Origin of the sequence: Klebsiella sp. NPDC088457, from assembly GCF_044900465.1 — a bacterium.
In the GTDB taxonomy this organism is placed as follows: Bacteria; Pseudomonadota; Gammaproteobacteria; order Enterobacterales; family Enterobacteriaceae; genus Klebsiella.
Genome location: NZ_JBJDNH010000005.1, coordinates 131,851 through 154,178, shown reverse-complemented (window position 1 = coordinate 154,178; position 22,328 = coordinate 131,851). Strand labels below are relative to the sequence as shown.

Here is a 22,328-nt window from a genome sequence, read left to right as displayed (position 1 = left end):
CTATTTTTATATGGCTTTTGGCCATGCTTACTACGTTGAGAGCTACTGGAATTCACTACAGGAGATTATTCAGCCGCTTACCCGGAATTCCATTACCGGCTTGCCTGCGATGCATGATGAACTGGCGCAGATCCGCGAGCGTAATATGGCGATGGACAGGGAAGAGAACGAGCTGGGCGTGTCCTGCCTGGCTGTTCCCGTTTTCGATATTCATGGGCGCGTGCCTTATGCCATTTCCATCTCCTTATCAACATCGCGCCTCAAGCAGGTAGGAGAGAAAAATTTACTCAAGCCGCTGCGCGATACGGCAGAGGCGATTTCTCGCGAACTGGGTTTTTCCGTGCGGGAAGGCTAAGGCAAATGACCAGATTGTCCCGGATATCTGAGAGAAAACGCCGCTGATTCCATTCAGGATCAAGGCGCGGGAGCGCCTTTTTCTGGCACGCTGCGGTTTTACTCCCATGGAGCTGTGGATGAACCGGTTTATTCTTGCGGATGCCCAGAAATGTATTGCCTGCCGGACCTGTGAAGTGGCCTGTGTGGTCACGCATCAGCATGACCAAAGCTGTTCCACGGTTTCTGCGACGCAGTTTGCGCCCCGCATTCGCGTGGTGAAAAGCGGTGAGCTATCAACGGCGACGCTGTGCCGGCAATGCGAAGATGCGCCCTGCGCTAATGTCTGCCCGGTGGGCGCCATTCAGCGTGAAAATGCCGTCTGGCGCGTCGATCAGCGCCGCTGTATCGGCTGTAAAAGCTGCATGGTGGCCTGCCCGTATGGCGCGATGACCGTGATGCTCACCGGGGAGGGCGTGCAGGCGCTGAAATGTGATTTATGCAGCCACAGTACGCAGGGCCCTGCCTGCGTGGCCGCCTGCCCGACCCAGGCGCTGCGCTGCGTGGAGAGCGACGAGCTTGAGAGGTTAAGTGCGCAAAGACGTCGGCGAGCGGCGCTGGCGATGTAGACGGCTGCCGAGGGGGGGATATGTGGCCTTCCGGCGGGCCACTCATGGCGGGAAACGCCCGGATGGCGCATAAACCGCACATCCGGGGACGGCATCGCCGGAGAATCCGCGCGCTTACGCCAGCTGTTCGCGCCAGGCCAGCTCGACCTCTTCGGCGAGAATTTTCACCCCGGCTTCGATTTTATGCGGATCCGGCACGTAGTTCATGCGCATGCACTGGTGCGTATGCGGCCAGGGCCTGTCGAGACCCGGGAAGAAGTAATCGCCCGGCACCATCAATACGCCGCGCTTTTTCAGCCGCTGATACAGCAGTTCGGTAGAGATGGGCAGATCTTTAAACCACAGCCAGAGGAAAATCGCCCCTTCCGGTTTATGAATCAGGCAGCGCTCTTCCGGCAGGTAGCGACGAATAATGGCGATAGTTTCCTGCACGCGTTGGTAGTAGAACGGCTTAATCACCGTTTCCGACAGGCGCAGTAGGTCATGACGTTTAATCATTTCGCACATCATCGCCGGCCCCATTCCGCCAGGCGCCAGGCTGATAATCCCGTTCATATTGCTGATGGCGGTAATGATCTTCTCATTAGCAATGATAATCCCGCAGCGGCTGCCCGGCAGGCCCAGCTTGGACAGGCTCATGCACAGTACGATATTGGGGTTCCACAGCGGTCTGGCATCGCTGAAAATAATCCCCGGGAAGGGGACGCCATAGGCGTTATCAATCACCAGCGGTACGCCGTGTTGATTGGCCAGCGCATCCAGTTTGATCAGCTCATCGTCGGTAATTACGTTACCGGTAGGGTTTGTCGGGCGGGAAACGCAAATCATCCCCGTCTCTTCGGTGACCTGCAGGTGTTCGAAATCCACGTGGTATTTAAACTGGCCTTCCGGCAGCAGTTCGATATTCGGGCGGGTGGAGACAAACAAATCCTCTTCGAGACCGGAATCGGCGTAGCCAATATATTCCGGCGTCAGCGGGAACAGGACTTTGCGGGTGGTGCCATCCGCACGGCGCCCGGCAAAGAGGTTAAATAAGTAGAAAAACGCACTCTGACTGCCATTTGTCAGTGCAATATTCTGTGGTTCGATCTCCCAGCCCAGTTCATCACGCAACATCTGCGCCAGTACGGTCAGAAGCTCGCTTTTCCCCTGCGGACCGTCGTAATTACAAAGCGCATCAAGGGCTTTGCCGTTGGCGAGCATGTCGGCCAGCAGGTTATTGAAGTATTCGTTCATCTCCGGGATCTGTGCGGGATTACCGCCGCCCAGCATGATTGCGCCCGGAGTGCGCAGGCCGTCGTTAAGGTCTTCCATCAGGCGGGTGATGCCTGAATGACGGGTGAATTTGTCGCCGAAAAGTGAAAATGTCATCGCGGATAATCTGTCGGTCTTCCTGGAAAGTGGGTAACCATAACGCCAGCGTTGACGAGGTGCAAATCGACAGGGGAGACGATGATTTTGTTTTTATGCTGGTTTATCACTATCTTTTAGATTTTTATGCTGAAATGACTCCCTCGAATATGGAGGGAGTCGTCTGTCACCGGTTATTGTTGGCCGGCCCACACCACCATGACTTTGTCAGCGCCGCTGTCGCGCACGAAGCCATAGCCCTGTGGTATTGAGAGCGTGGTCTGTTTACCCATGCCAATTGCCGGATGGCGGGCGCGGAACTGACCGAGCTTCTGCCAGTGGGTGACGCTGAGTGCGGCTTTACCCGCGATGTCCTGCCAGTTCATATCCGAGCGCGTTCCCTGTAATGGATCGGATCCGCCAGGGCCCGACGGCCGCGCGGATTCATCGCCGTAGAACAGCTGGACCGTGCCCGGGGCGAGCAGCAGCAGTTCTGCCGCCGAGCTGCCGCCTTCGCGGAACAGGCGCGTATCGTGGGATGAGAGATAGCTCAGGACATTAAACGTCTGCAGTTTGTCCGCCATTTGCTGCCAGGTGAGGTCAATATTGGCCAGGCAGGTGGACGCTTTCGCCGCCTGATCCTGATAGTCGAAGTTAATCATCGCATCAAAACCATGACGGTAGTAATCGCTCTGCATAACCCCGTGTCCCCAGGCTTCACCGGTCATCCAGAAAGGGGCGTTATCCAGCGCTTTGTCCGGGTTGGCCCGTTTCCATTCCGCCAGCGCCGCGGTTGCCTGGGTTTTCAACTGCTGCCAGGCGGCCTGCTCAACGTGCCTGGCGGTATCGACGCGAAAACCATCGATGCCGTAATCACGCACCCATTGGCTCAACCAGTGGGTCAGGTAATCGCGTGGGGTGAAGCCAGAAATCGCTTTTGCCGCCGTGTCCGGCTTGTGTTGATAGAAGTTCGGCAGCCCGGAAGGGGTTGTCGATTCTGTTTTCAGGTCCGGCAGGAAGGCCAGCGACATGGTCAGATCGTCGAAGCCGGGGTTATCGTAGTCGCCAATATCGGTACGAATCCACTTTTTGCCCCACCATTTTTCCCAGCCCGCTTTATCGCTGAAGTTGATGTAGTCATTGAAGCTATGCCAGGTCTGACCCGGGCCGGGCTTCCAGTCGGTCCAGCGTTCGCCAAGGGTTTTTTTCAGCTCGTCGCCCTGGAGATACAGCGAGCCAAATTTGAACTCCTGCATGTCGGCGAGGGTGGCGTAGCCGGTATGGTTCATTACCACATCGAACAGAATACGAATGCCGCGCCTGTGAGCCTCGTCGACCAGGCGGCGTAAATCCTCCTCGGTGCCCATGTTGGCATCCAGCTTTGTCCAGTCCTGGGTGTAGTAGCCGTGGTAGGCGTAATGCGGGAAATCGCCTTTGCTTCCGCCGCCGACCCAGCCGTGGATTTGCTCCAGAGGAGAGCTTATCCATAGCGCGTTAACGCCCAGATCTTTAAGGTAATCGAGCTTGCTGGTCAGGCCCTGCAGGTCTCCGCCGTGGAAGGTGCCGATTTCCTGCATGCCGTCTTTGTGCCGCCCGTAGCTATTGTCGTTAGCCGGGTTGCCGTTCACAAAACGATCGGTCAACACGAAATAGACGGTGGCGTTATGCCAGTTGAACGGGGCTGCGGCGGCCGTTTCCGCACGTTCAAGCAGGAGTAAACCGTTGCTGTTGGGGGCGGGTTGCAGGGTGATTTTCCCACCGCTTACCGTGGCGATGTTACCGCTGTAGAAATCACGGACTTTGCTGCCTTCGGCAAAGGTGCTGCTGACATCCAGCGTCAACGGCTTGCCGTCCCATTTCGGGCACTGGCGCAGCTGCGGCGTAGACGCCGTTACGGCCTCTGTTTCCTTTAGGGAGATCATCAACGTCGGCGTGCCGGAGCGGGTATCGACGGCCAGGGTGTACTGGCCTTCGCGGAAGACGCGCCACTGCGCGGGATCGCCGTGACAAGGTTCCATTGACAGCATCTGGTTGAGTTTTATCGCCCCGGCGGGCTGCCAGCACTGTTGGTCAAAATTTATTTGCAAAGGCCGTGTACCCTTCGCCACCTCGTTTTGGCTAATAAATCTGCCGCTGCTCTCTTCGGTAAAGGCAGGGAAATCAGCGGTCGTCCAGGCGGCGAAAGCCATCCCAGGCAACAAGAGCGACGCAAGCGCAGCGAGTTTCATTGCGGAATCCTGTGAGCGGTGTTTTTTGCAGTGTGCCTGTCAAACCGGGCGGTGAACTCATCCCATCTGCGCTTTTACGGGGATGATAAAAAGGGGTGAGTGACAGAGCTCAAAAAATAAGCTAAAAATGAGATCGTGCTAGCATTTCCGCACCCTGGCCGCGCGGCAGAAACCGATTTCAGATGACAGCTTTTCGGAATTGGACTATTTCTGTTAGTGCTCTCACTGGGTATTTTTGCTACTATTCGCGACTCAATTAACGTTTTTTTGCGTAAAACAAGGTGTTGGAATGATTAAATCCGACCAGGAGACCTAATGATATCGATTCCCATGCGACGATATGGGGCTGCGATACTCATGTTACTTACCTGCATATTTTCAGGTAGTGTGTTGGCAACAACCCACACAGCAACAACGAGTCATAAAGCCTCACAAGTAAAGAAAAGTAGTCAAGTTAAGGTAAGCAGTAAACAAGAGTATTCTCGCAATAGTGTAAAGAGTAGTTCACTTCCTGATTTGCGAAAATACCCTTCCGGAACCCCAAGGAAAAAAGCGTTTCTCCGGACAGTAATGCCTTATATTACTAAACAGAATCAGGTGATTACCGCCGATCGTAACTGGCTTGTTGCTAAGCAGTACGACGCACGCTGGTCACCGACGGAGCGTTCGCGCCTGAAAGATATTACTGCGCGTTATAAGGTGAAATGGTCTGGCAACACCCGCCATATTCCATGGAACACGCTGATGGAGCGCGTCGACATCATTCCGAACAGCATGGTGGCAACCATGGCGGCGGCGGAAAGCGGTTGGGGCACCTCCAAACTGGCGCGCATGAACAACAATCTGTTTGGTATGAAATGCGGTGGCGGAAACTGCCGCGGTGCGATGAAAGGCTATTCCCAGTTTGACTCTGTGGAGCAGTCGGTACAGGCCTATGTTACTAACCTGAACACGCATCCGGCCTATAATTCTTTCCGTAAATCCCGTGCGCAGCTGCGTAAAACGGATCAGGAAGTGACCGCCAGCACCATGATTCATAAGCTGAAGGGCTATTCGACCAAAGGGTCGAGCTATAACAACTATCTCTTCGCGATGTATCAGGATAACCAGCGGCTGATTGCGGCCCATATGTAATTGAAAATGCCCGGCGCGTAAGCCCGGGCATTTTTCTTTCCTGCGATTTTCCCCTCTACATCATCACTTCGCTGTGCCGGTCCCGGTACTCCTTCGGTGTTACGTCGTACTCTTTTTTAAACACCGAATAGAAATATTGCAGCGATGGGTAGCCGCACATTTGCGAGATTTCATTAATCGACAGCGTCGTGGAAACCAGCAGACTGCGGGCCTTTTCTAACTTCTCGCTGTGAATGACGGTATGAATCGTTTCGCCGACCTCCTCCTTAAAGCGCTTTTCAAGGTTGGAGCGGGAGATGCCGACGGCATCGAGTACCTGTTCGACTTTGATGCCTTTACAGGCGTTATTGCGGATATAGTGCATCGCCTGAATCACCGAGGGGTCGCTAAGCGAGCGATAGTCCGTGGAGCGTCGTTCAACGACGCGCATCGGGGGAACCAGCCGGCGCTGCAGCGGCAGCGGTTCTTTATCCAGCAGGCGGTGCAGCAGTTTCGCCGCCTGATACCCCATCTGCCGGGTGCCCTGGGCGACGGAGGAGAGGGCCACGCGTGACAGGTAGCGGGTCAGCTCTTCGTTATCAATGCCGATAACGCACAGCTTTTCCGGCACCGGAATATGCAACAGTTCGCAGGCCTGGAGCACGTGGCGTGCGCGTGCGTCGGTGACGGCGATAATTCCGGTTTGCGGCGGCAGCGTTTGCAGCCAGTCCGCCAGGCGGTTCTGCGCGTGCTGCCAGTTTTCCGGGGCGGTCTCCAGCCCCTGGTACACCACGCCGCGATACTTCTCTTTGGCGACCAGCTGACAAAACGCGTGCTCGCGCTCGACAGCCCAGCGTTTCCCACTGGAGGCGGGAAGGCCGTAAAAGGCGAAGCGCTGGACCCCTTTTTCTTTCAGATGGAGGAACGCGCTTTCGACCAGGGCGGCGTTATCCGTCGCAATATAGTGAACCGGGGGATAACATTCAGGGCGGTGGTAGGAGCCGCCGACGCCGACAATCGGCACGTCGACATCCGCCAGCAGCTTTTCAATTTCCGGATCGTCATAATCGGCGATGACGCCGTCTCCTAGCCACTCCCTGATGTTCTCAATGCGCGCGCGAAAATCTTCTTCAATGAAGATGTCCCATTCCAGTTGCGATGCCTGTAAATACTCACCGACCCCTTCGACAACCTGCCGGTCATAGGCTTTATTGGCATTGAATAGCAGCGTAATACGGTGGCGCTTTGCAAACATAATCTCTTTTTCCTGATCTCTCTTGCTGGCCATACAATACCGGCCAATGCCCGAATAATGACAACCGACTTATACGCAAATCTGGCGGTAGCGCAAAGAATTCGGGCATTCTTTTTTCAACCTGCTTACGCTCGTCGCTTGGTCGCCGAATCCATCCACACCGCCAGCAATAAGATGGCGCCCTTGACGATGTACTGCCAGAAGGTGGCGACATCCATCATACTCATGCCGTTATCCAGCGCCGACATGATAAATGCCCCCATGACCGCTCCGGCGACGCTACCGACACCGCCGGCCAGGCTGGTGCCGCCGATGACGCAGGCGGCGATGGCATCCAGCTCGGCAATGTTGCCTGCGGAAGGCGAACCGGCGCCCAGGCGCGAGCTGAGGATCAGGCCGGCGATGGCCACCATCAGGCCGTTGATGGCGAAAACCGCCAGCTTGGTGCGCTCAACGCTGATGCCGGACAGACGCGCCGCTTCCAGGTTGCCGCCGATGGCGTATATCCGGCGACCAAAAGCGGTGCGGGTCGCCATAAACATTCCGACCAGCAGCAGCGCCGCCAGAATGAGCACCGGCGTCGGCACGCCGCGATAATCGTTTAATAACCAGATGGCGCCCAGCACTAAAACGGCGGTGATGCTCTGGCGGGCCACCGTCGAAGTGGGGGCCGGGGTGGTTAACCCCAGCGACTGGCGGCGCAGGCGGCCGCGCCACTGCCAGACAATAAAGGCCGCCATACCGATCACACCAATACCGAAGCCGAGTCCGTCCGGCAGGTAGCTTTGACCAATTTGCGACATCGCCGGGCTGGTAGGGGAGACGGTGGTACCGTTGGTGATACCGATCAGAATACCGCGGAACGCCAGCATCCCCGCGAGGGTCACGATAAACGAAGGAACCTTGCGATAGGCGACCCACCAACCGTTCCACGCGCCAAGCAGCAGCCCCATTGCCAGGGTGACCACTATGGTCAGCGGCAGCGGCCAGCCGAACCAGACGTCAAAAATCGCCGCCGCGCCGCCGAGCAGCCCCATCATTGAGCCGACGGAGAGGTCGATCTCCGCGGAAATAATGACGAAGACCATCCCGACCGCCAGGATGCCGGTGATCGCCGTTTGCCGCAGCAGGTTGGAAATGTTGCGCGCGCTTAAATAGGCCCCCTCGGTGGCCCAGGTGAAGAACAGCATGATCACCACGATGGCGGCGATCATCACGAAAACCTGCAGATTCAGCCCTTTGAATCCGGACAGGACGGCAGGGGCGGGTGGGATGATTTTTATCTCAGACGACGTATTTTTCGACATGGTGTTCGCTCCTCAATGCGGCTTCCATCACCTGTTCCTGGGTCAGACCCTGATTGACTAAATTGGCCTTCAGCTTGCCTTCATGCATCACCAGCACCCGATCGCTTAACCCCAGTACTTCGGGAAGCTCGGAGGAGATGACGATAACGGCGATCCCCTGCTGCACCAGCTGGTTAATCAGCTTGTAGATTTCGTATTTCGCGCCGATATCGATGCCGCGGGTGGGCTCATCGAGGATCAGAATGCGCGGATTCAGCAGCAGGCAGCGGGCGAGAATCGCTTTCTGCTGATTGCCGCCGCTCAGGCGCCCGATGGCCAGCTCCGGCGATGAGGTTTTAATTTTCAGGCGCTGGATGGATTGCTGAATACAGTGCTGCTCGCCGGCGTCGTCCAGGCTACTGAGCGGGCCGGTAAACTGACTTAATGCGGCCAGAGTGATGTTTTTGCCCACCGCCATCACCGGCACGATGCCGTCTTTTTTACGGTCTTCCGGCACCATAGCGATACCGTGGGCGATAGCCTGCTGGCAGTTATGAATCGCAACCTGCTGGCCATCAATGAACACTTTCCCTTCCCAGCGCCCCGGCCAGACGCCAAACAGACACTGGACGGCTTCGGTGCGCCCGGCGCCGACCAGCCCGGCGATACCGAGGATTTCACCGCGACGCAGTGAAAAGGAGATATCGTTGACCCGCTTAATGTGGCGGTTGACCGGGTGCCATGCGGTTAAATTTTCAACGCGTAAAATTTCATCGCCGCGGTCATGGGGCTCGTTTGGATAGAGGGCGGTGAGCTCACGTCCCACCATCATGGTGATCACATCATCTTCATTCATGCCGCTGGCATCGCGGGTGCCGATATGCTGGCCGTCGCGAATGACGCAGATGGTGTCGGAGATGGCCTTGACTTCGTTGAGCTTGTGGGAAATATAAATGCAGGCGATACCGTGATGTTGCAGATCGCGAATAATATCCAGCAAAATAGCCGTTTCTTGCTCGGTTAAAGAGGCGGTGGGCTCATCGAGGATCAATAAACGCACCTGTTTATTGAGCGCCTTGGCAATTTCAACCAGCTGCTGCTGACCAAGGCCTAAATCGCCCACGCGGGTATCGGGTGAAATGGCTAAATTAACCTGGGCCAGCAGTTTCTGGCAGCGTAGGGTCATGGTTTCATAGTCAAGGAGGCCATGGCGTGAGATTTCCGCGCCGAGGAAAATATTCTCCAGAACGCTCAGATGCTTAACCAACGCCAGCTCCTGGTGAATAATGGCAATACCTTTCCGTTCGGTATCGCGAATGTGGGCAGGCTGCAGCGTTTCGCCAGCGAAAATAATCTCACCGTCATAACTGCCGTGCGGATAAATGCCGCACAGGACTTTCATCAGCGTGGATTTGCCAGAGCCATTTTCTCCGCATAATGAGACGACTTCCCCGGCGTTAAGTCGCAGGCTGATATTATCTACCGCCTTCACCGTGCCGAAGGTTTTGGTGATGTTCTTCATTTCGAGTAACCAGGACATAGAAGCTCCGCATAAGCGATATCCGGCTGGACGAGAATAACGCCCCGGGGAGGGGCGTCAGGGATTATAATTCGCTCTTTTTATGGAACCCGTCTTTAACCACGGTCTGTTCAATATTGTCTTTGTTGACTTCGATAGGGGTTAACAGCCGGGACGGGACATCTTTCAGCCCGTTATTTAAGTTGGCGTCGGCATGCGGTTGTTTATCATTCCCGAGCTCAACGGCAATCTCGGCAGCGGTGGTGGCAAGAGTGGTGATGGGTTTATAGACGGTCATGGTCTGTGTGCCGGCGATAATACGCTTCACGCCGGCAAGGTCGGCATCCTGGCCGGAAATCGCCACCTTCCCTGCCAGACCCTGGGCGCTTAAGGCCTGAATCGCTCCGCCGGCGGTGGCATCGTTGGAGGCGACAACCGCATCAATTTTGTTATTGTTAGCGGTGAGCGCGTTTTCCATGATTTTTAACGCATTTTCCGGCAGCCAGCCGTCAACCCACTGATCGCCGACAATCTTAATTTTACCCTCGTCAATATACGGTTTGAGCACTTTCATTTGCCCGGCGCGGAAAAGTTTGGCGTTATTATCTACCGGGGAGCCGCCCATCAGAAAATAATTTCCCTGCGGCGTTTTAGCAACCAGACTTTGGGCCTGCATTTCGCCCACTTTTTCGTTATCAAAGGAAATATAGAAATCAATATCTGCGTTGTTGATCATCCGATCGTAGGCCAGAACTTTTATCCCTTCCTGTTTTGCCTCTTTAATCACATTACTTAATACCTGGCCGTTATAGGGGATAATAACCAGAACATCTACGCCGCGATTTATCATATTTTCAATCTGCGACATTTGCGTTTCTTCATTGCCATTGGCAGATTGCACAAATACTTTTGCGCCTAATGATTCGGCTTTATTAACAAAAATATCACGGTCTTTCTGCCAGCGCTCCAGGCGGAGATCGTCAATGGCCATACCGATTTTAACTTCTTTAGCAATGCCCGCCATACTGGTCAGCAGGAGGGATGCGCAGAGTGTGAGGCAAAGGTTCTTTATCTTCATAATAATAACGCCTTTTTTGTGAAGTACAGGATAAGACGAACGAGGCAAAGAAACGGCCTGATACGTAGTAGATTCTTAACAGGTACAGGAAGGCTGGCAATTACCTGTGCTTATTTTGGTATTACGAAATTTAGTTTGTTTTCTGATTTATGACCGCGATCGGATTTTTAATCATCATTAATTTCCATAGGCCCTTGATATTTCATCAATGAGACAATGGACGGACTTATTTGTAATAACGGCTTATGCGATCTGGCGCACGTTTGTGGATTCTCTCAATGACGGTGTGAAATAACGTAATTGAGGGAAGTCAATCATGAATTCTATATTGGCTTATGACTTATTACCCGCCGCATCCCTGAATATGGAGTTCATTATGCAGACCTATTTCGATCAACTCGATCGCGTTCGTTACGAAGGCCCAAAATCGACTAACCCGCTGGCGTTCCGGCACTACAATCCGGATGAGCTGGTACTGGGTAAACGCATGGAAGAGCACCTGCGGTTTGCCGCCTGCTACTGGCACACCTTCTGCTGGAACGGCGCAGATATGTTTGGCGTGGGCTCCTTTAACCGTCCGTGGCAGCAGCCCGGCGACGCGCTGGAAATGGCAAAGCGCAAAGCGGACGTCGCCTTTGAGTTTTTCCACAAGCTCAACGTGCCGTATTACTGCTTTCATGATGTTGATGTCTCTCCGGAAGGGGCGTCGCTGAAGGAGTATCTGGACAATTTTGCCCGGATGGTCGATGTGCTGGCGGCGAAACAAGAACAGAGCGGCGTGAAGCTGCTGTGGGGCACGGCAAACTGCTTTACCAACCCGCGCTATGGCGCAGGGGCGGCGACCAACCCGGATCCGGAAGTCTTCAGCTGGGCGGCGACCCAGGTGGTGACCGCCATGGATGCCACCCACAAGCTGGGCGGGGAAAACTATGTTCTGTGGGGCGGCCGCGAAGGGTATGAAACGCTGCTCAATACCGACCTGCGCCAGGAACGTGAACAAATTGGTCGCTTTATGCAGCTGGTCGTTGAGCACAAACATAAAATTGGCTTCCAGGGCACGCTGCTGATTGAGCCAAAACCGCAGGAGCCGACCAAGCATCAGTACGATTACGATGCCTCAACCGTCTACGGTTTTCTCAAGCAGTTTGGCCTGGAAAAAGAGATCAAACTGAATATTGAAGCGAACCATGCGACCCTGGCCGGCCACTCGTTCCACCATGAGATTGCGACCGCCATTGCGCTGGGCCTGTTCGGCTCCGTCGACGCCAACCGCGGTGACCCGCAGCTGGGCTGGGATACCGATCAGTTCCCGAACAGCGTGGAAGAAAATGCGCTGGTGATGTATGAAATTCTCAAAGCGGGTGGCTTCACCACCGGCGGCCTGAATTTTGATGCCAAAGTGCGTCGCCAGAGTACCGATAAATACGATCTGTTCTATGGTCATATTGGGGCGATGGATACCATGGCGCTGTCGCTGAAGGTGGCGGCGCGGATGATTGAAGACGGCGAGCTGGATAAACGCGTGGCGAAACGCTACGGCGGCTGGAATGGCGATCTGGGCCAGCAGATCCTGAAAGGGCAGATGACGTTGACGGATATCGCGCAGTATGCGGCGCAGCATAATCTGGCGCCGCAGCACCAAAGCGGTCATCAGGAGCAGCTGGAAAACCTGGTTAACCACTATCTTTTCGATAAGTAACAATCTGCCCGGCCGCGTCGGGCATGAACGATAACACGCTTTCTCGCGCCACGGTTTGCCGTGGCGCGCTGTTCAAGGAGAGGCTGTATGTACATCGGGATTGATTTAGGCACCTCGGGCGTGAAGGCCATTCTGCTTAATGAGCAGGGCGAGGTCATGGCGTCGCACACCGAACCCCTTACCGTATCGCGCCCGCACCCGCTATGGTCCGAACAAGACCCCGAGCACTGGTGGCAGGCGACGGATGGCGCAATAAAAGCGCTGGGAGCCCGGCACTCGCTGCGTGAAGTGAAGGCGGTGGGCATCGCCGGACAGATGCATGGCGCAACGTTGCTGGATAAACAACAACGCGTGCTGCGCCCGGCCATTTTATGGAATGACGGGCGCAGCGGCGAAGAGTGCGTACAGCTGGAAGAGACCGTCAGCCGTTCGCGGCAGATCACCGGCAACCTGATGATGCCGGGCTTCACCGCGCCGAAACTGCTGTGGGTTCAGCGCCACGAAGCGCAAATCTTCCGCCAGGTGGATAAGGTCCTGTTACCGAAAGATTATCTCCGTTTGCGCATGACCGGCGAGTTTGCCAGCGACATGTCGGACGCGGCCGGGACAATGTGGATGGATGTGGCGCAGCGCGACTGGAGCGATGAAATGCTCGCTGCCTGCGGTCTGAGCCGCGACAATATGCCCGCGCTGTTTGAAGGTTGTGACGTGACGGGGACGCTGCGTCCTGCCGTCGCCCAGGCGTGGAATATGCCGCAGGCGCTGGTGGTGGCCGGCGGCGGCGATAATGCTGCCGGCGCCGTCGGCGTTGGCATGGCGGATGCGGGCCAGGCGATGCTGTCGCTGGGGACCTCCGGGGTCTATTTTGCCGTCAGCGACGGTTTTCTCAGTCGGCCTGAAAGCGCGGTGCACAGCTTTTGCCACGCCCTGCCGGGACGCTGGCATTTGATGTCGGTGATGCTGAGCGCGGCGTCCTGTCTCGACTGGGCGGCGAAGCTGACTGGCCTCGGCACGGTACCGGCGCTGGTGGCCGCGGCGGAATCGGCGAACGACAATGCCGGCCCGGTGTGGTTTCTGCCTTATCTTTCCGGGGAACGGACGCCGCATAACAACCCGCATGCCAAGGGCATCTTTTTCGGCCTGACGCATCAGCACGGCCCGGCCGAGCTGGCCCGCGCGGTGCTGGAGGGGGTGGGCTTCGCGCTGGCGGATGGGATGGATGTGGTTCATGCCTGCGGCGTGAAGCCGGAGAGCATTACCTTGATCGGCGGCGGCGCGCGCAGCGCGTGGTGGCGGCAGATGCTGGCGGATATCAGCGGTCAGCAGCTTGATTTTCGTACCGGCGGCGACGTCGGGCCAGCGCTGGGGGCGGCCCGCTTAGCCCAGCTGGCGCTGCATAAAGGGGCGGCGTTTTCCGACCTCCTCCCGCAGCTGCCGCTGGAACAGGCCCACCGGCCGGACGCGGAACGCTTCGCCCGCTATGCGCCGCGTCGCGAGACATTCCGCCAGATTTACCAGCAGCTGCTGCCGCTGATGTCATCCTGATAGCCCGCCCCGGACGGGGTGGGTTACGTCTTCGCGCGCTAGCTGACCAGACGACGGCTATCGATGCGTTGTACCAGCGTCGACAGCAGCAGGCTTCCCAGTACTGCGGCGCTGAACACCCAGAAAATATCCAGCAGCGGCCAGCGGGTCAGTTCAAGACTGCTGGCCCGTAGCGCGTGGATGATCAGCGCGTGAAACCCGTAGATCCCTAGAGAATGGCGGGCAATCAGCGCCAGAGCCGGGATCGGGCGGGCATTGAGGGTCTTTTTCACCAGCGTCAGCAGCGCCATGGCACAGATAAAAACCGCCGGTCCGCAATATAAATACCAGGTGTCACCGAAGTCGCCGCGCCACTTCAGCTCGTGCAGCGTCCCGCGGGAGATAACCCAAACCGCTGCCGCGAAGAGCACGGCGCATAGCGGGGTGAGCCATTTTTTATCGGTATCCAGCATGCCAATCGCTCGCCCCAGCACGCCGTACAGCACATAGTAAAAGGTATCGCCGTTGATATAGAGATTGATCGGCAACCATTCGACGCCGCCCGCCTTCACCGACACCATATTGGGATTCGCCAGAATGCCCATCACCAGCATCAGGACCAGCAGCATTTTACCGCCGATCTGCTTAACCTGCAGGAGTGGCGAAAGCAGATAAATGACGATGATGGCGAAGAAAAACCACAGGTGGTAGAACACCGGCTTTTGCAGCAGATTCTTCAGCGATAACGCCACGTTGATATGGGTGAACAGGGTGATGTAGAGCAGCGACAGCGCGCTATAAAACAGCACGCACAGCACAATACGGCGAAAATGCCGCGGCCGGGCGCTGCGTTCGCCGAAAAACAGATAGCCTGAAATCATGAAAAACAGCGGGACGCTGACCCGGGAGGCGGAATTAAGCAGATTGGCGATATCCCAGTTCAGCAAACTGATGGTATGGGGATGGGTGATATACCAGGTGGTGCTATGGATCATCACCACCATCAGGCATGCGATGCCGCGCAAACTTGTTATCCAGTTTATTTTTTCCTGCATCAGTACCTCAATGGCTCCTTCTTAAACAGGCTCTGACTGCCCTTGTGCCGCCGTGTCGCAATGGAATATTCCGAGTTTACCGTAGCAGACTTGTAGAGATGTGGAGAGATTCGCACAATGTTCGGGTGATTTCACGTAATCTCAAGATAACAATTTGCTAACAAGGCGGCTGAGGAACAGGGTGATGAAATATTTTTTTTCTGGACTGATATTGCTCCTCCTTGCGGGCTGCAGCCAGACGCCGAACCAGCCGATGCAAAAAGCACAACGTGCAGGGATTACGCCGCAAATTACCCGCAATATGGAACAACTCTGTAAGGAACAGGCCGCGAAGCGCTACAGCACAAGGGAGCGTATGGTCGACGTCAGTCATTTCGAGCAGTTCCAGGGGAGCTATGAGCTCTCAGGCCTGACTGCGCAGAATGAGCGTTTTATCTGTTCTTTCGACCCAGATGGGCAGTTTTTACATCTTTCTATGCGTTAAACGCGCCCCTGATGCCGCGTGCTGGCGTTAATTTCCGCAATTTTAGTTAAACAACGCCGTTTCGTACTGTATATCTCGCAGTCAGCGGGTATACTGATCCCTTCCTTTAAATCCACACGTATCCAGCACGAAATAATATGCAAAAGTTTGATACCAGGACCTTCCAGGGCCTGATCCTGACCTTACAGGATTACTGGGCTCGTCAGGGCTGCACCATTGTTCAACCACTGGACATGGAAGTCGGCGCCGGCACCTCCCACCCGATGACCTGCCTGCGTGCGTTGGGGCCAGAGCCGATGGCGACTGCCTATGTGCAACCTTCCCGCCGCCCAACCGACGGCCGCTATGGCGAAAACCCGAACCGCTTACAGCACTACTATCAGTTCCAGGTGGTGATTAAGCCATCGCCGGACAACATTCAGGAGCTGTACCTTGGGTCTCTGAAAGAGCTGGGTATGGATCCGACGATTCACGACATTCGCTTCGTGGAAGACAACTGGGAGAACCCGACGCTGGGGGCCTGGGGTCTGGGCTGGGAAGTGTGGCTGAACGGGATGGAAGTGACGCAGTTCACTTACTTCCAGCAGGTGGGTGGCCTGGAATGTAAACCGGTTACCGGTGAGATCACCTATGGTCTGGAACGTCTGGCGATGTACATTCAGGGCGTGGACAGCGTTTACGACCTGGTCTGGAGCGACGGCCCGCTGGGTAAAACCACCTACGGCGACGTGTTCCATCAAAACGAAGTCGAGCAGTCGACCTATAACTTTGAATACGCGGACGTCGACTTCCTGTTCTCCTGCTTTGAGCAGTATGAGAAAGAAGCGCAGCAGCTGCTGGCGCTGGAAAATCCGCTGCCGCTGCCTGCCTACGAGCGTATCCTGAAGGCCGCCCATAGCTTCAACCTGCTGGATGCACGCAAAGCCATCTCCGTTACCGAGCGTCAGCGCTATATCCTGCGCATTCGCACCCTGACGAAAGCAGTGGCGGAAGCGTACTACGCTTCCCGTGAAGCCCTTGGCTTCCCGATGTGCAACAAAAACAAATAAGAGGCGGCCATGTCTGAGAAAACTTTCCTGGTGGAGATCGGTACCGAAGAGCTGCCACCAAAAGCCCTGCGCAGCCTGGCGGAGTCCTTTGCTGCGAACTTTACCGCCGAGCTGGATGCGGCGGGCTTAGCCCACGGCGCCGTTGAATGGTTTGCCGCGCCGCGCCGTCTGGCGCTGAAAGTCGCTAACCTGGCGGCGGCACAGCCCGATCGCGAAGTTGAAAAACGCGGCCCGGCGGTTTCTGCGGCGTTCGATGCCGAAGGTAAGCCGAGCAAAGCGGCCGAAGGCTGGGCGCGTGGCTGCGGTATCACCGTTGACCAGGCCGAGCGCATGGCAACCGACAAAGGCGAATGGCTGCTGTACCGCGCCCATGTGAAAGGCGAAAGCGCGGAAGTGCTGCTGCCAAACATGGTGGCGACCTCTCTCGCGAAGCTGCCGATCCCGAAACTGATGCGCTGGGGCGATTCTGACGTCCACTTCGTCCGTCCGGTTCACACCGTGACCCTGCTGCTGGGTGACAAAGTCGTTCCGGCAACGGTTCTCGGCATCGAGTCCGATCGCGTGATCCGCGGCCATCGCTTTATGGGCGAGGCGGAATTCACCATCGACAATGCCGACCAGTATCCGCAGATTCTGCTGGAGCGCGGTAAAGTGGTGGCGGATTACGCAGCGCGTAAGGCCATGATTAAAGCCGGCGCGGAAGACGCCGCGCGTAAGATTGGCGGTAAGGCCGATCTGAGCGAAAGCCTGCTGGAAGAGGTCACCTCACTGGTGGAGTGGCCGGTGGTGCTGACGGCGAAATTCGAAGAAAAATTCCTCGCGGTACCGTCCGAAGCGCTGGTTTACACCATGAAAGGTGACCAGAAGTACTTCCCGGTTTACGCTGAAGACGGCAAACTGCTGCCGAACTTTATCTTCGTCGCCAACATCGAATCCAAAGACCCGCAGCAGATCATCTCCGGTAACGAGAAGGTGGTGCGTCCGCGTCTGGCCGATGCCGAGTTCTTCTTCAATACCGACCGTAAAAAGCGTCTGGAAGACCATCTTCCGCGTCTGCAGACCGTGCTGTTCCAGCAGCAGCTGGGCACCCTGCGCGACAAGACCGACCGTATTCAGGCCCTGGCGGGCTGGATTGCCGGGCAGATTGGCGCTGACGTTAACCACGCGACCCGTGCGGGCCTGCTGTCGAAGTGCGACCTGATGACCAACATGGTTTTCGAGTTCACCGATACTCAGGGCGTGATGGGGATGCACTACGCGCGTCATGATGGCGAAGCCGAAGACGTTGCCGTGGCGCTGAACGAACAGTACCAGCCGCGCTTTGCCGGCGATGAGCTGCCGTCTAATCCGGTGGCCTGCGCCGTGGCGATTGCCGATAAGATGGATACCCTGGCGGGGATCTTTGGTATCGGTCAGCATCCGAAAGGGGATAAAGACCCGTTCGCGCTGCGCCGCGCCGCGCTGGGCGTGCTGCGTATCATCGTTGAAAAGAACCTGAATCTGGATCTGCAGACCCTCACTGAAGAAGCGGTGCGTCTGTATGGTGACAAGCTGACTAACGCCAACGTGGTGGATGACGTTATCGACTTTATGCTCGGTCGTTTCCGCGCCTGGTATCAGGACCAGGGCTACACCGTCGACACCATTCAGGCGGTGCTGGCGCGTCGTCCGACCCGCCCGGCCGATTTTGACGCCCGTATGAAGGCGGTATCGCACTTCCGTACTCTGGAAGAGGCGTCCGCGCTGGCGGCAGCCAACAAGCGCGTCTCCAACATTCTGGCAAAATCCGACGAGACGCTGAACGATATCGTCCACGCTTCCGTGCTGAAAGAAGCGGCTGAAATCAAGCTGGCGGGTCACCTGGTGGTGCTGCGCGATAAGCTGCAGCCATATTTCGCCGAGGGTCGTTATCAGGATGCGCTGATCGAGCTGGCCTCCCTGCGTGAACCGGTGGACGAGTTCTTTGAGAACGTGATGGTTAACGCTGAAGATCGCGAAGTGCGTATTAACCGACTGACGCTGCTGTCGAAACTGCGCGATCTGTTCCTGCAGGTCGCGGATATTTCGCTGCTGCAGTAAGCGTTTTTCGCATAACAAAAAACCTGCCCTCCGGCAGGTTTTTTTATGGCGGCAGAATGACTCCCTCGCCCGTTCAGCCGCCTTGCGGCGCCTGTCTTTACTGCAGATTGCCCGCGGTCAGACTCTCTTTATCAAAAGCGTGACTGACGTTAATACGGTTCTGATGCAGCGACGTATCCATATTCGCACCGGCTTCCGGTGGCCCGGCGTGCTGCCCGGCGGCCATCACCGCGGATGACAGTGAAGCTGGCAGAAACAGGGCGGTTATCACGCTGATAGTCTTCATTTCAGGTTCCTTCTTCATCGTGTTGTCATTGTCGCCTGTCTGGTCAACTTCCGGCGGCCCGGCAGGAGCGCGGGTGGGGCTTATTTGGTCAGTTCTGCCGTCATATGAACGCGGTTATTGAACTGGGCGCTGGTAATTTTGTATGACGCGCCTTGTTCAGCGGCCTGAGCGGCAATTTTTGCTTCTGCACGATCCAGAGTGGAGGCGGTGGTGCTGATGCTTTGTGCGAATGCACCGAAAGACATCATCGAAAGAACAGAAACTGCAACGAAAGTTTTGATGGATTTCATGGTCATATTCCTTAAGTTTTTTTATCTGGTATAGAGCGTTATTGCTCTGATGTGATAAATGATAGGACCATATTCGGCTGATTAAAATCGGAACAATTTGCGCATCTCATTCAAAAAAATAGAATGAAAATTGAGCGTGTAGCCGCGGGCCATATTACCGATATGGTGTGCCTCGTTGAGGGGAAATATGACGGTTTCCGACGGCTCCTTTTGCCACGGGCGTACCCCGGTGCGGAAAAAATAATCTTGAAATGGGGGCGTCGGTGTGGCTATCCTATGCCCCGACGAACCCCTCGTCTCACTGAGAGCACCCTGAAAATGGACAAACACACCTGCTGAATTCGGATCCTTGCCAGCGCGATTTGCCGGTAGGGGAAGTATTGATTTCATTCAGGAGTGCTTATGGCTCATTGTGCCCAATCCCCCTCTTTTATTTTGCATCAGGTCACCTGTCAGTTTGCGACGGGAGAGACGCTTTTTGGCCCGCTGACTTTAGCGCTGGAAAATTCGTATTGCGGTCTGGTTGGGCGTAACGGCGTTGGCAAAACCCGTTTGCTGCGTCTGCTGGCCGGTCTGGACGCCCCCTCTGGCGGCCATATCGAGCGTTCCGCGTCCATAGCCTATGTTGCCCAGCAGCAGGCGATTACCCCCCGGACCACGCTGGCCGCCCTGCTGGGCTATCAGCCGGTCTTTGCTGCATTGCAGCGCCTTGAACGCGGCGAGGCGCTGGCAGACGATGTGGATAACCTGGACGGTTTTTGGGATCTCCCGGAGCGTTTGAGTGCGGCATTCCGGCACGCCGGCTTACCGGCGTTTTCCCCCGATCGCCTCGCCTCGTCGTTCAGCGGTGGCGAACGGGTGAAGGCGTTGCTGTGCGGCGCATTTCTTTCCGCTGCCGATTACCTGCTGCTTGATGAACCGACTAATCATCTGGATCGCCAGGGACGGGAATGGCTATATCAGCAGCTGGAACGCTGGTCCGGCGGGGCGCTTATCGCCAGCCACGATCGTGAACTGCTGGCCAGAGTGCCGCGTATCCTTGAACTCACGCCTGGCACCTTACGCAGCTATGGCGGCAACTATGCCGATTACCAGCAGCAGCGCGACGCGGAACGGCAGGCGGCTCGCGCGGCGTTGGAACACGCGGCAACCGAACGTCGCCGTACCCGCGCCCGGATGCAAAAGGAACACGATGCCAGCCAGCGGCGCTCTGCACAGACGCTGCGCGTTGTGGATACGCTGAATATCGCCTCTTTTGAACGGGTGAAGTACAAAGGGGCGGCGAAAGAGCGCCCCGGGACGTTACAGCGCCAGCACCGGGAGCAAAATAGTGCCCTAAATGCGGCGGTGATGCAGGCGCGTGAGCGGGTGGAGGAGGAGGCGTCGGTGATGTTTACCCTTCCAGGGAGCCAGGTTGCCGCCGGTAAACAGGTGTTAGTGCTGGAGTCGCTACAGCTGGCGCATCTGGCAACGTCGCCGCTCGACTGGCGGCTCGATGGGCCAATGCGTGTGGCGTTGCGCGGGCCTAATGGCTGTGGGAAAACCACCCTGCTGAAAACCCTGGTAGGACTGGAACAGCCCTTATCCGGTGAGTGTCGGCTATCGGTGAACGCGGCCTGGTTGGATCAGCATCTGACGCAGCTGGACCTGTCGCTGTCGGTGATGGCGCACCTTAACCTTGAGGATACGCCGCTGGAGGCGGGCGTGCTGCGTAGCCGTCTCGCCCGGCTGCAGCTAGGGACGGATAAAATCAATCTGCCGCTGGCGGCGTTAAGTGGCGGGGAGCGCTTAAAGGCGGCGCTGGCCTGCGTCTTATGGCGACGTGACGCGACGCAGCTTCTGCTGCTCGATGAGCCGACTAACCATCTTGATTTAGCCTCCACGCAGGCGATAGAAGCGGCGCTGGCGGCATTTCCCGGAGCGATGATCGTGGTGTCGCATGATGTGGCTTTTCTGCAGGGGCTGAAGCTGACCCATTCTCTGGAGTGGCGGGAAGGCGGCTGGCATTTCGCGGCGCTCTGAAGACAAAAAAACCGCCCTCGTTCAGAAGGCGGTTTTATTATTGTCAGATAAAAAAGTCAGATAAAAAAAAATCCCCGCCGTGAGGCAGGGATCTTAAATTCTGAGCTTAATTTAAGCTTACAGGCTGGTTACGTTGCCAGCTGCCGGGCCTTTAGCGCCGCTTTCGATGGTGAAGGAAACTTTCTGACCTTCATCCAGGGATTTGTAGCCATCGTTCATGATAGCGGAGAAGTGTACGAATACATCTTTAGAACCGTCATCAGGAGTGATGAAGCCGAAGCCTTTGTCAGCGTTGAACCATTTTACGATACCAGTCATTTTACCGGACATAGCGAAATACCTTTAAATAATAAATGAACCTTTCGGCGATACGGTCTGGACTACAGATTTGAAGCTATAAAGGGAAAGTTCACTACCGGGGTATCTATGATAACCGCTCAAGGACTACTCTATACTAATGCTCTGTGGTCTGTACATCAAACCTGCGAGCATTAACTCATTTTTGCGGTGCGATAGCAAACGTTTTTTCACAGAAATAAAAACGGTCCCGTATGAGGACCGTAACCAGACCTGATTCTTATTATAGAACTTCAGTCAATAAGTTGCCTTGAAAGCTGCGGATTCGCCTGAATTAAGCGCATTAATTTCAGCTCCGTGGAAGAGGGCTTCACGCGTCTCGACTCCCACTCTTGCACCATCGCCACGCTCACTCCCATGGCATTGGCAAAATCATCAATCTTGAGCCCGGTGCCCTGGCGAAGCTGTTCAAACTCGCTAAATACGGTCTGCTTGCGAGGCGGGGCGATCGTCTGAGAAATATCTTTGAAAACAATTTGTTCCAGGCTGCTAAGCAGTTCAACCACGGGATCTTTATATTCCATTGAGAACTCCTCTCTTACACAGCAATAAGGTAAATGTCATACAGCTTATTAAGAATAGTCAGAAAAAACGCAAATAATGATCACGGGGGTTATTATGTGCATGCGGACTAACTTCTGGCGGCGGGAAATGGAGGAAAATTACCGATAACGTGATGATTAATCACCAGA

20 protein-coding genes are annotated in these 22,328 nt (G+C 55.9%); 9 read left to right on the top strand and 11 right to left on the bottom strand.

From position 1 onward, the window contains the following. Positions 1-355, top strand: a 355-nt coding sequence (locus ACI2JR_RS05345; RefSeq protein WP_462478053.1) for an IclR family transcriptional regulator C-terminal domain-containing protein, incomplete at its 5' end; no start/stop codon positions are given. A 118-nt stretch (positions 356-473) separates the two neighbouring features. Then, entirely contained in the window at positions 474-962 is a 489-nt protein-coding gene (locus tag ACI2JR_RS05340; RefSeq protein WP_132729326.1) for a 4Fe-4S binding protein, read from the top strand. A gap of 114 nt (positions 963-1,076) precedes the next feature. Here ACI2JR_RS05340 and avtA read toward each other — a convergent pair whose 3' ends face one another. Continuing rightward, positions 1,077-2,333 carry a valine--pyruvate transaminase gene (avtA, locus tag ACI2JR_RS05335; protein WP_132729327.1) on the bottom strand — a complete coding sequence of 419 codons (1,257 nt, stop codon included), beginning with the start codon at positions 2,331-2,333 and terminating at the stop codon, positions 1,077-1,079. A 173-nt stretch (positions 2,334-2,506) separates the two neighbouring features. Further along, positions 2,507-4,540 carry an alpha-amylase gene (locus tag ACI2JR_RS05330; RefSeq protein ID WP_132729328.1) on the bottom strand — a complete coding sequence of 678 codons (2,034 nt, stop codon included), beginning with the start codon at positions 4,538-4,540 and terminating at the stop codon, positions 2,507-2,509. A 315-nt stretch (positions 4,541-4,855) separates the two neighbouring features. Between ACI2JR_RS05330 and ACI2JR_RS05325 the strand changes: the two genes are divergently transcribed. Then, positions 4,856-5,674, top strand: coding sequence for a protein bax (locus ACI2JR_RS05325; RefSeq protein WP_132729329.1), 819 nt, complete (start codon positions 4,856-4,858; stop codon positions 5,672-5,674). 55 nt (positions 5,675-5,729) lie between these two features. Here ACI2JR_RS05325 and xylR read toward each other — a convergent pair whose 3' ends face one another. From xylR to xylF, 4 genes are all read right to left on the bottom strand, one after another. Continuing rightward, positions 5,730-6,908, bottom strand: a complete 1,179-nt coding sequence (gene xylR, locus ACI2JR_RS05320; RefSeq protein WP_132729330.1) for a D-xylose utilization transcriptional activator XylR — start codon at positions 6,906-6,908, stop codon at positions 5,730-5,732. 125 nt (positions 6,909-7,033) lie between these two features. After that, the gene (gene xylH / locus ACI2JR_RS05315; protein WP_132729331.1) at positions 7,034-8,215 is read right to left on the bottom strand and encodes a xylose ABC transporter permease XylH; all 1,182 of its coding nucleotides are present in this window, start codon (positions 8,213-8,215) and stop codon (positions 7,034-7,036) included. Beyond that, positions 8,193-9,734 (bottom strand): xylose ABC transporter ATP-binding protein, encoded by a 1,542-nt coding sequence (locus ACI2JR_RS05310; protein WP_462478052.1) that lies wholly within the window; start codon positions 9,732-9,734, stop codon positions 8,193-8,195. The genes xylH and ACI2JR_RS05310 overlap by 23 nt, the downstream gene beginning before the upstream one ends. Before the next feature lie 64 nt (positions 9,735-9,798). Next, positions 9,799-10,791 (bottom strand): D-xylose ABC transporter substrate-binding protein, encoded by a 993-nt coding sequence (gene xylF, locus ACI2JR_RS05305; protein ID WP_462478051.1) that lies wholly within the window; start codon positions 10,789-10,791, stop codon positions 9,799-9,801. Positions 10,792-11,167: 376 nt separating this feature from the next. On the opposite strand from xylF, the gene xylA reads away from it, so the two are divergent. Together xylA and xylB are read left to right on the top strand one after the other, a co-directional pair. Beyond that, complete coding sequence (gene xylA, locus ACI2JR_RS05300) at positions 11,168-12,490, top strand: xylose isomerase (protein ID WP_462478055.1); 1,323 nt, start codon at positions 11,168-11,170, stop codon at positions 12,488-12,490. Between the two features lie 87 nt (positions 12,491-12,577). Further along, positions 12,578-14,035: a xylulokinase gene (gene xylB / locus ACI2JR_RS05295; protein ID WP_462478050.1), complete on the top strand. Its 1,458-nt coding sequence runs from the start codon at positions 12,578-12,580 to the stop codon at positions 14,033-14,035. Positions 14,036-14,073: 38 nt separating this feature from the next. On the opposite strand, the gene ACI2JR_RS05290 is transcribed toward xylB, so the two are convergent. Beyond that, positions 14,074-15,069: an acyltransferase gene (locus ACI2JR_RS05290; protein ID WP_462478049.1), complete on the bottom strand. Its 996-nt coding sequence runs from the start codon at positions 15,067-15,069 to the stop codon at positions 14,074-14,076. Between the two features lie 184 nt (positions 15,070-15,253). Here ACI2JR_RS05290 and ACI2JR_RS05285 point away from each other — a divergent pair, with 184 nt between their 5' ends. The 3 genes from ACI2JR_RS05285 (at position 15,254) to glyS (ending at position 18,681) form a co-directional block, all read left to right on the top strand. Further along, on the top strand, positions 15,254-15,553 hold the full coding sequence (locus ACI2JR_RS05285) for a YsaB family lipoprotein (RefSeq protein WP_132729336.1): 300 nt from the start codon (positions 15,254-15,256) through the stop codon (positions 15,551-15,553). Positions 15,554-15,690: 137 nt separating this feature from the next. After that, entirely contained in the window at positions 15,691-16,602 is a 912-nt protein-coding gene (gene glyQ, locus ACI2JR_RS05280) for a glycine--tRNA ligase subunit alpha (RefSeq protein ID WP_004126458.1), read from the top strand. A gap of 9 nt (positions 16,603-16,611) precedes the next feature. Then, complete coding sequence (gene glyS, locus ACI2JR_RS05275) at positions 16,612-18,681, top strand: glycine--tRNA ligase subunit beta (RefSeq protein ID WP_132729337.1); 2,070 nt, start codon at positions 16,612-16,614, stop codon at positions 18,679-18,681. Positions 18,682-18,778: 97 nt separating this feature from the next. Here glyS and ACI2JR_RS05270 read toward each other — a convergent pair whose 3' ends face one another. Both ACI2JR_RS05270 and ACI2JR_RS05265 read right to left on the bottom strand, forming a co-directional pair. After that, positions 18,779-18,967: a hypothetical protein gene (locus tag ACI2JR_RS05270; RefSeq protein ID WP_462478048.1), complete on the bottom strand. Its 189-nt coding sequence runs from the start codon at positions 18,965-18,967 to the stop codon at positions 18,779-18,781. Between the two features lie 80 nt (positions 18,968-19,047). Then, entirely contained in the window at positions 19,048-19,257 is a 210-nt protein-coding gene (locus tag ACI2JR_RS05265) for a YdgH/BhsA/McbA-like domain containing protein (protein WP_132729339.1), read from the bottom strand. A 402-nt stretch (positions 19,258-19,659) separates the two neighbouring features. Here ACI2JR_RS05265 and ACI2JR_RS05260 point away from each other — a divergent pair, with 402 nt between their 5' ends. Continuing rightward, complete coding sequence (locus ACI2JR_RS05260) at positions 19,660-21,279, top strand: ABC-F family ATP-binding cassette domain-containing protein (RefSeq protein WP_462478047.1); 1,620 nt, start codon at positions 19,660-19,662, stop codon at positions 21,277-21,279. A 117-nt stretch (positions 21,280-21,396) separates the two neighbouring features. On the opposite strand, the gene cspA is transcribed toward ACI2JR_RS05260, so the two are convergent. Then, positions 21,397-21,609, bottom strand: a complete 213-nt coding sequence (gene cspA / locus ACI2JR_RS05255) for a transcription antiterminator/RNA stability regulator CspE (RefSeq protein WP_004868803.1) — start codon at positions 21,607-21,609, stop codon at positions 21,397-21,399. A gap of 260 nt (positions 21,610-21,869) precedes the next feature. Further along, entirely contained in the window at positions 21,870-22,160 is a 291-nt protein-coding gene (locus ACI2JR_RS05250; RefSeq protein WP_132729341.1) for an HTH-type transcriptional regulator, read from the bottom strand. Positions 22,161-22,328 lie beyond the last annotated feature (168 nt).